General features: G+C 65.9%; 5 protein-coding genes and 1 pseudogene. 4 read left to right on the top strand and 2 right to left on the bottom strand.

All coding sequences use genetic code 11. The features are described 5' to 3' along the window. The first annotated feature begins 511 nt into the window (after nt 1–511). Both ACZ7NC_RS43345 and ACZ7NC_RS43340 read left to right on the top strand, forming a co-directional pair. Nucleotides 512–820, top strand: coding sequence for a transposase (locus tag ACZ7NC_RS43345; RefSeq protein WP_181802966.1), 309 nt, complete (start codon nt 512–514; stop codon nt 818–820). Then, a complete protein-coding gene (locus ACZ7NC_RS43340) occupies nt 817–1,734 on the top strand; it encodes an IS3 family transposase (RefSeq protein WP_471497496.1) in 918 nt (305 codons plus the stop codon). The genes ACZ7NC_RS43345 and ACZ7NC_RS43340 overlap by 4 nt, the downstream gene beginning before the upstream one ends. 1,051 nt (nt 1,735–2,785) lie before the next feature. Here ACZ7NC_RS43340 and ACZ7NC_RS43335 read toward each other — a convergent pair. After that, nucleotides 2,786–3,541: a calcium-binding protein gene (locus tag ACZ7NC_RS43335; RefSeq protein ID WP_471497494.1), complete on the bottom strand. Its 756-nt coding sequence runs from the start codon at nt 3,539–3,541 to the stop codon at nt 2,786–2,788. An 86-nt stretch (nt 3,542–3,627) separates the two neighbouring features. Continuing rightward, nucleotides 3,628–4,404, bottom strand: a complete 777-nt coding sequence (locus ACZ7NC_RS43330) for a calcium-binding protein (protein ID WP_471497492.1) — start codon at nt 4,402–4,404, stop codon at nt 3,628–3,630. A 735-nt stretch (nt 4,405–5,139) separates the two neighbouring features. Here ACZ7NC_RS43330 and ACZ7NC_RS43325 point away from each other — a divergent pair. After that, nucleotides 5,140–7,395 carry a bifunctional glycosyltransferase/CDP-glycerol:glycerophosphate glycerophosphotransferase gene (locus tag ACZ7NC_RS43325; protein ID WP_471497490.1) on the top strand — a complete coding sequence of 752 codons (2,256 nt, stop codon included), beginning with the start codon at nt 5,140–5,142 and terminating at the stop codon, nt 7,393–7,395. Nucleotides 7,396–8,429: 1,034 nt separating this feature from the next. After that, a pseudogene (locus ACZ7NC_RS43320) lies at nt 8,430–8,620 on the top strand (IS110-like element IS110 family transposase); the annotation flags it as partial. Nucleotides 8,621–8,810: the final 190 nt, after the last annotated feature.

Genomic DNA, 8,810 nt, shown 5'->3' with positions numbered 1-8,810 from the left:
CGTTCGCTATCCGGCTCAACCGGACAACCAGGAGGCCCGCTCACGGACTTGACCGACGCCGGAAGTGCCTAACTTCCCGGCCCTGGGCCCAGGGCGCCGGCGTTCACCACCGCCTGGCAGCGGGCCACCCAACTCCCGTCCCTCACCTGACGGACAGCCACCATCCCAACGACACCGGAGAGGAGGGAACCCGCAGCACCCTCGGGCCCGTGGAACCCGACGCCCCGCAGCGTCACGCGACGGCCCATCCTCGCACGGCAGGGGATATTACGGGCAAACCACCGAGCCGACCGGCGTCACACCGCAAGTGAAGAATCGAGGTCAGGTCCTTGGCGTACAGACCCACAAATGTTCCTGTTCCTGATGGTGCCGGAAGTTGTTCGCTTCAGCACTCCCAGGCGCCGCGCCGGACCAGCCAACCGGCTACCCCCATTGGTCGTATTGAGGTTCCCCCGAGATGCGGAGTGTGTTGACAGAGGGTCAGATGGTTCTCATGAGAGGAACATCGACCATGGCCGCCCCCAGAAAGTATTCGCTGGAGTTGCGTGAGCGTGCGGTACGGATGTACCGCACCGCCGACCCGAAGCCGCAGATCAAGAAGCTCGCGGTCGATCTCGGAGTGCATCCGGAGGCCCTGCGCGGCTGGATCCGCCAGGCCGAGGCGGACGCCGGCGAGCGCGACGACCGGCTGACCACCGACGAGCGAGCGGAGCTCGCCGCGCTGCGCAAGGAGAACGTCCAGCTCAAGCGGGCCAACGAGGTGCTGCGGACGGCCTCGGCTTTTTTCGCGGCGCAGCTCGACCCGACCCGGCCCAGGTGACGGCGCTCGTTGACGAGCACCCGCACCTGGGGGTCGAGTGCGTACTCCGGGAACTTTCCATCGCCTCCTCGACGTACTACCGCTGGCGTCGTGCCGAGCGCGAGCCGTGCGAACGCCGACGCCGCGACGTGGAACTCACCGAGCAGATCAAGGAGATCCACGCCGACTCGGGCGGGATCTACGGCTCGCCGCGTGTGCACGCCGTGCTCAAGCGCGAGGGCGTCCACGTGGGCCGCAAACGGGTCGAGCGGTTGATGCGCGAGGCCGAGATCGCCGGGATCAGTCCCCGCCGGGGCAGCTTCACGCGCCGTGACCCCACGGCCACGCTCGCCCCGGACCTGGTCGAGCGGGATTTCACCGCACCGGCGCCGAACCGGCTGTGGGTCACCGACCTCACCATGATCGCCACCGGTGAGGGGCCCTTGTGGCTCTCGGCGATCCGGGACGCGTTCTCCCGCCGGGTGGTCGCCTGGGAGACCTCCGCCCGCGCGGACGCCGACCTGGTCCTGACCACCCTCGAGTACGCGCTCGCGAGCCGGGAAGTCGAACCGGGCAAGCTGATCCACCATGCGGATCACGGCTGTCAATACACGTCCGTGAAGCTCACAACTCGACTTCTGCGAGCGGGAGTTGAAGCATCCATGGGCTCGGTCGGAGACAGCTACGACAACGCTCTCGCGGAGAACCTGTGGATGATCATCAAGACGGAGTGCATCCGCGGCCGCGTCTTCGCCACCCGGGCCGAGGCGAATCTCGCGCTGTTCGAGTACATCGACGGCTTCTATAACTCCCGGCGCATCCAGAAGCGGCTCGGCTACCTCAGCCCGATCGAGTTCGAGGAGAAGCACTACGCCGACCAGGCAACGGCCGAACGAACGAACCTGAAACCCCGTCAACCCGCCCTGACCAGCTGATCAGCACCTCCCGCACGCCGGGGGAACCTCAGTCCAGGCGCCCGCCTACAACATCGCCACCGGGAAACCGGGCTGTCCCGAACGCAGCAGTCGGGACAGCCCGCTTCTGTGCGATCCTGTTTCCACGAGGTGGATGCGACACCACGCGGGGACCGCCTCCGCCGACGACATGGGCAGCACAGACCGCGCCCGCAGTGACCATCTGACGTATAGCAAGGGACGCCAGACCATCACCGCCGTCCCCGGGTCCTGTACCCCTCACCAGGAACAGGGAATGACGGGTACAGGACCTTGCGGAGGTGAAGACGAGAGCACCGCGTCTCATCCCTGAAGGAAAAGATGTCCCAATGGGGACACTATGACGCCGCGCGTGACCAATTTTCCCGCTTCTCCGGTTGGCCGAGAACCTCGCGCCGCTGCTTGGCCGGAGTGATCGGCCGCCGCTCCTGCCTGGGGCATCGGTGGCTGAGCCTCGCGTTGCCTGGCGTGCCGGTCGCCGACAGAGCAGCGCGCCGTCCCTGGCCCCCGCGCCCCTCAACCCCCACGTCACGCTGCCCCGCTCTGGACCTGTGACCTGCTACTCCACCGCGCAGGACCAAGAGCCTTCCGGATATCGAAACCCCAGTCGCTTCAGTCACTGCAGGTACCAGCTCGCGAAGACAGAGAGGAGAAACAGGCACGCCGAAGCTTCTGCTCCACGTCGTGGGTGCCTCCAGGCTTGCCCAGGCGGCCTGGCCGAGCCGGTCGGCATCGAGGCCTGTCCCCAACTGCCTGACCCAAACCACCACCTTCCTCCTCACCCAGAGCAGTGAAGTGTGCGGTGGGACGCGTGCGGATCAGGTCGGGCCACCGTACCGGCTCACCCATGGCAGAAGGTCCAAGGTGTCGGCGTGCTGAAGCTTCTCACCGCCACGCACACGCCGACACCCAAGGGGCGAAGACAACGAGAGAGTCCAGATTCAGACGCAGTCGCGGTGTCGGGCTTCGCGGAAGCGTGGGCCGACATCGCTTTTCCTGTCATTCGGCCTGTCTGCCGGGGAGGGGCGGGTACTCAGGGGCAGTTGATGGCCATGTCGCCGGTGTCGCGGTTGCAGCTGTCGTAGCCCAGGCCGCCGTCGAGGCTGTCATTGGCGAATACGCTGTCCATGGCGTTGAGGGTGTCGTTGCCTTCGCTGCCCTTGTGCGTATCGTTGCCCGACCCCCCAGTTATGGTGTCGTTGCCCTGCTCACCATTGAGGGTGTCGTTACCGTCGTCGCCGTTGAGGGTGTCGTTGCCGGCATTGCCATTGATGGTGTCGTTTCCGGCCAGCCCGGAAATGGTGTCGTTGCCCGGGCCACCGTTGATGGTGTCGTTGCCGGGAGTGGCCCGCAGGCCGGTGGTGGCCAGGTCGTCACCGACCAGCCGGTCGGCGTGCGGACCGCCGTTGAGGTGGTCGTCACCCGCACCACCGACCAATGTCCCTGCGGCCTCCAGATTCGGAGAGACGGTGATGGCGTCGTCGGCGTCCTTGGCGATGACCCGGATCGACGTAATGGGAAGCGCGCACTCTGCGGTGTGTGGAGATGTCAGCCGACAAGGATCCACGGCCTCGACAGTGTCCCCCGAGTCTGTTACTACGACGACGTTGCCCCGCCGCCGGATGGTGATGTCGTTCGCCACCCCGTCGTCGGCCGTGATGACCAGGCTGTCGCCCATCTTCTCAACGCGGGTGTCGCCGACGAGCATTCCGTCTCTGGGCTGTACTTCTCCCGCGGCAGATGCGCCGGCCAGCGGCGCCGAAATGAGTGCGCCGATGGCCACGGCCATGGTGCAGATGTGTCGGGCTGTCATCAGTGTCCGCCTTTCGAAACATCTCTCCGTATCGGCGTCGGCCGGTCTCTCATATCCGCTCATCAGGGGCATCCGCTTACGTAGTCGCCCAAATCGGCGCGACAGTCGTCCGCTTCAGAACCGCCTTCGACGTAGTCATTGCCGCTGATGTCGTCGACCGCGTTGATCGTGTCGCGGCCCCGACCGCCGTCGGCGTAGTCGTTGCCAGGGCCTGCGACGATCTGCTCGTTGCCCGGGCCGCCGTCTATGACGTCGTTGCCGAGGTTGCCGTTGATGACGTCAGAGCCGTCGCGTCCCTCGATGGAGTCGTTGCCGACACCGCCGAAGATCCTGTCCGCGCCGGTTCCCCCGATGAGGGTGTTGTTGCCGGCGCCGCCGGAGAGGAAATCGGATCCCTCGTCACCTTCGAGGGTGTCGTTGGCGGACCCGCCCACAAGGTTGTCGTTGCCCGCGCCGCCAAGCAGAGTGACACCGAGGGCAGTCAGCGAGGAGGTGACGTTGTCGTCCTGGTCTCCGGCGTGGACCACGAGTTCAGTGGTACCGGCGGCCGTACAGGCAACTTCGACCGAGTTGACGGCAGTACAGCCGCCGGACGGGGCGATGGTGTCGCCGGTGTCCCTGATCCTGATGGTGTTGCCGGACTGCCAGACCGTGATGGTGTTGCCACGCCCGACCCCAGCGGTGACCGTGATGGTAGTACCCGTCTTGTTCACGAGCGTTGTGGCTAACAAGTTTGCCGACTGCGCGCCGGCGGTAGCACCGGCTACGCCCGGGAGATACAGAATGAGACCACCCACCGTAGCCAAAAGCCCGACGGTGGGATACGACCCTCTCCTCATGCCCTGTCTCCTAACACTGCGAGCTTTTCGCGCGATTCACTGCTCCGCACGTTGTTCTTCGCCCATGCCAACCAGAGTTCGGCCAATGATCCACACCCTTTACTTCGTCACGGATCAACCATTGAGCAATGGACCATTCCGCCCTCGGTACCTGGTCGGCCCACCTTCCTTCCCCGTCCTCCAGCTCATGGCGGCGCAGGCCCAGTCCGGTCGCTGCGACCGGGCTCCTGGAGCACCCAGAGCATGCCGGTGTACGACGCCGCGCTGAAGGCGAATTGACGCCACACTGCGTTCGCTGCTTTCACGCCTTGATCGCAATCCAGCTCTTGGGCAGAGAACGCCCGCGCGGGCAGGACAGCCGCGGCATGTTCCATCGTGGGGATGCTCAGGCGACCCGCGCAGGTGCAAACTCTCGGTGACCGGGCCAGAGCCCAAAGAACCGCTTCGGCGAACCCGTCACCCAACGTTGTCCGGAGCAAGTTCGACTACAGGACTCTTGCCGTGCTTTCGCCGGTCACAAGCGCACTCATCCTATGACCGGTTGCACCATCTTCTTTATAGTCCCTGCGGACGACGTAACGAACCTGAAGCCTCTTACCGACGTTTCTCCACTCGGGCGCTCGCATGCCCCGCCTGTCCTGCCCGCCCCCTCCCTACTGACAATCGCAAGGCCGACGGGCCAGCAGGGCCGGGACAGTCATGGCTGAGTAATACGATTACCAAGGAGAAAGCAGGATGACCCGTTTCAGCATCATCATCCCTGTGTTCAAGGTGCAGGGCTTTCTGCGGGAGTGCCTGGACTCGGTGCTCGGGCAGTCGTACGCCGACTTCGAGGTGATCGCTGTCGACGACCGTTCGCCGGACGGCTGCGGCGCGATCCTCGACGAGTACGCAGACCGCGACCCTCGCATTCGCGTGCTGCACCTGCCGGAGAATATCGGCCTTGGGCGGGCCCGGAACGCAGGAATGCCGCACGCCACCGGTGACTACCTCTTCTTCCTCGACAGCGATGACACCCTCACCCCGGGCGCACTGCGTGCGATGGCCGACCGGCTGGCGGACACATCCGATCCGGATGTGCTGGTCTTCGACTATGTGCGCGCGTACTGGTGGGGCGGAACGCGGCGGAACGTGCTGGCGCGCGTGCTGGCTGAGACGGGGTACGGCACCTTCACCGTTGCCGAACACCCGGAAATCCTCGACCTGTTAATGGTGGTTTGGAACAAGGTCTACCGGCGTGACTTCATCGCGCGTGAGGGCTTCACTTTCCCGCCGGGCTACTACGAGGACACGCCCTGGACGTTCCCGGTCATGCTCAGCGCTCGGCGGATCGCGACACTCGACCGCATCTGCCTGAACTACCGCCAGCGCCGACAGGGCAACATTCTCTCTACGACCAGCCGCAAACACTTCGATATCCACGCCCAATACGAGCGGGTCTTCGCGTTTGTCGATTCACGGGCAGAGCTGGCGAGCTGGCGTCCATACCTGCACGCCAAAATGGGCAAGCACTGTTTGGACATCCTTTCAAAGCCGGACCGGTTGGCACCGTCCGACAAGGGTGAGTTCTTCCGCCGCACCGCCGAGATGTTCCGCGAACACAAGCCGCAGGGGACATCCATCTCCGGAAACCTCAAGTTACTGGAAGGAAGCTACGCCGCATATCGGGCCAAGCAACAGACGGTTCGGGTGGGTCGCGAGCTCGAGCGCCGGGCACAACAGGTGCGGCGGACGGCGGGTCGGAGGGTCGAGCGGGGGCAGTCGGCGGTCGCCATGCGGCGGTCACTGGATCCGAACCTCGCTGTGTACTCGGCATTCTCGCACAGAGGGGTAATCGGTGATCCCGCGGCGATTTACCACAAGGCGCGGGAGATCGCCCCGCACATCCGGGGGGTGTGGGTGGTGCGCGACAGGAGGCAGGCGGAGTTACTGCCGGAAGGCATCGAGGCCGTACTTCTCGACTCCGCCGCCTACCGTCAAGTCACCGGACGAGCCAAGTACTTCATCAACAACGTCAACTGGTCGGGCGCCCTGGCCAAGCGGCCCGGCAGCGTCCACATCCACACCCACCAGGGCACCCCGCTGAAGTACATGGCGGCCGACCTGCTGACCAAGCCCGGCGCCCGGCACGGCTTCGACGTGCCGAGGATGCTGCGGCGGGCGGACCGCTGGGACTACAGCCTGGTGGCCAACCGGCACTCGGAACTGGTGTGGGAGCGGGCGTACCCGTGTCACTTCAGGTCGGTGCGGACGGGGAGCCCGCGCAACGACGTGCTGGTCAATGCCGGTCCGCAGGCCGGGGCGGCGGCCCGGGCGCGGCTCGGTGTGCCCGCGGGACACACCGTCGTGCTGTACGCGCCGACCCGTCGCGAGTACCGCAGGGACGGCCACGTCGACCGGATCGACCTGGCCCGGTTCGCCCGGGACCTCGGCACGGACCACACCCTCGTCGTACGGCTGCATCCGTCGCTGGCGAAGGGCACGGCACGCGGGATGGGCCTGGCGGACCTGCACCGGCGGGGCGTGCTGATCGACGCGACGGACGAGCCGCGCGTCGAGGACGTGATGCTGGCCGCCGATGTGCTGGTCACGGACTACTCGGCCCTGCTGTTCGACTACGCCAACCTGGACCGGCCGATCGTCGTCCACGCCGACGACTGGGGGGCGTACACGGCGAGCCGGGGCGCCTACTTCGACATCACGGCGGACGCGCCGGGTCATGTGTCGCGTTCGTACCGGGAGTTGGCATGGCTGTTCGCGTCCGGGACCTGGCGGGACGGGGAGTCGGCGCGGCTGCGGGCCGGCTTTCGGGCACGGTTCTGCGAATTCGACGACGGGCTGGCCGCCGAGCGCGTCGTAAGGACACTGATGTTGCGGCAGAACGGGGAGACGCTGGAGCCCCCGTTCGCCCAGCTGCCCGACTCCACGTCTTCCAATACCTCCTTGCCTACGACACATACAGGTACCAAGGCTGACATCACAACTCGATAGCGAACCTGGACACCCGGACCTGTCAGAACGCCGTCTTCGTCGGCCTCGTCACCTGCCTGATCACCCACCGTCGCGTCCGATGCCTTTGCTGAGGCCTATAAGGGGTCGTTTTCAGCTGAACAACACGATCGAGGAGTACCGGTGGGTGGCCAGCTGGTGGCCCGAGCGGCACCGGTGGCGGGGAGTGCCTGGTCGACGCCTGCCAGCGCTTCGCGGCCGCTCTTGAACAGGATCGTGCCGTTGCTGAGGGCACGCCGGTTCTTCGGGAACGAACGCGGGCACCGTGCACCACAACGTCGACCGTTCCGGGCCGCCTGCGAGGAGATCGCCAATGCCGGGGGGGCGCCGTGGACGAGGAGCTGGCGAAACTCCAGCAGGGCGAATAGTTCTGACCCGCTCCAGGCAGCGGGGTGATGCGGCACGAGAGCACGCGGAAGCAGTCTGCGCGGAGCTCAGGCACTCGTCCGGCCGGACTGCAGATGCCGCAGCTGATGCGTGCCACCGAGCTCCTCCGAGGCTGCTATGTCGTGTCAAGCCACTCGAGGGAGCGCTTCCGCGTTCGGCTGATTCGTTCGTTCGAGGATCTTGAAGATCTGGCGGCAGACGTTGCGTCTGAGGCATCGCTGCGCGTCGCGGGAGCTCTTTCCCTCGCTGACGCGGCGGGCGACGTACGTCTTCGTGGCGGGATCCAGCCGCATCCTGATCAGGGTGATTGTGTGCATCGCTCGATTCAGCTGGCGGTCTCCTCCCCGTTGAGTCGGTGCTTGTTGGTCAGGCAGGAGGAGGCCGGGATCGGGGCGATGCGGGCGAAGGACGCGAAGGCCGCCTCGAAACGGAACGGCCCGGGTGCGACCAGCTGACCAAGATCTGAACGGCGGTAATCGGACCGCCGCCGAGTAACTTCGGTAGTTCTGGCCCCTGTTGGCGGACGAGCTGGAGGAGCTCGTCCGTCGGCTCGCGCGCTTCGGCTTGCAGGTGCCGGACGCGCCGGGCTGTGGACCCGCGTGGCACCCACCACGGGTACGAGCTCGGTCGGCACGAAGGTCCTCGACAAGCCCCTACCTCACACCGAACGAAGTTGCGGGCCGTCTTCGACAAGCCGGCCGCGAAGTTCGGCAGTTGTGCTGGTGATCGTGGACCAGGCCGCCTGCATCGGCGCCCTGCCCTGACCGTTGCCCGGGACGCCGGCTTCCCTCAGGTCCGCTCGGGGCTGGCGATGATGCGCGACATCATCGCGCAGGGATGGTCGCCCGTGATCCATACCCGGGTGGACGTGCCGGGGTCTACGCAGCCGACAGTGCACGGTGAAGCATGCGTGCTCTACTGATCTTTATCCCAGCGCTTGACGGTCACTCCAGCAATGCCAGCTTTGTTCCGGCGAGGAATCCACGCAGGAGATGCGGTGCCTTCTTGAT

It is taken from the genome of Streptomyces sp. NPDC111802 (assembly GCF_055634335.1).
The sequence above is the reverse complement of the archived record's forward strand: the minus strand, read 5'-3'. Positions and strand labels throughout refer to the sequence as shown.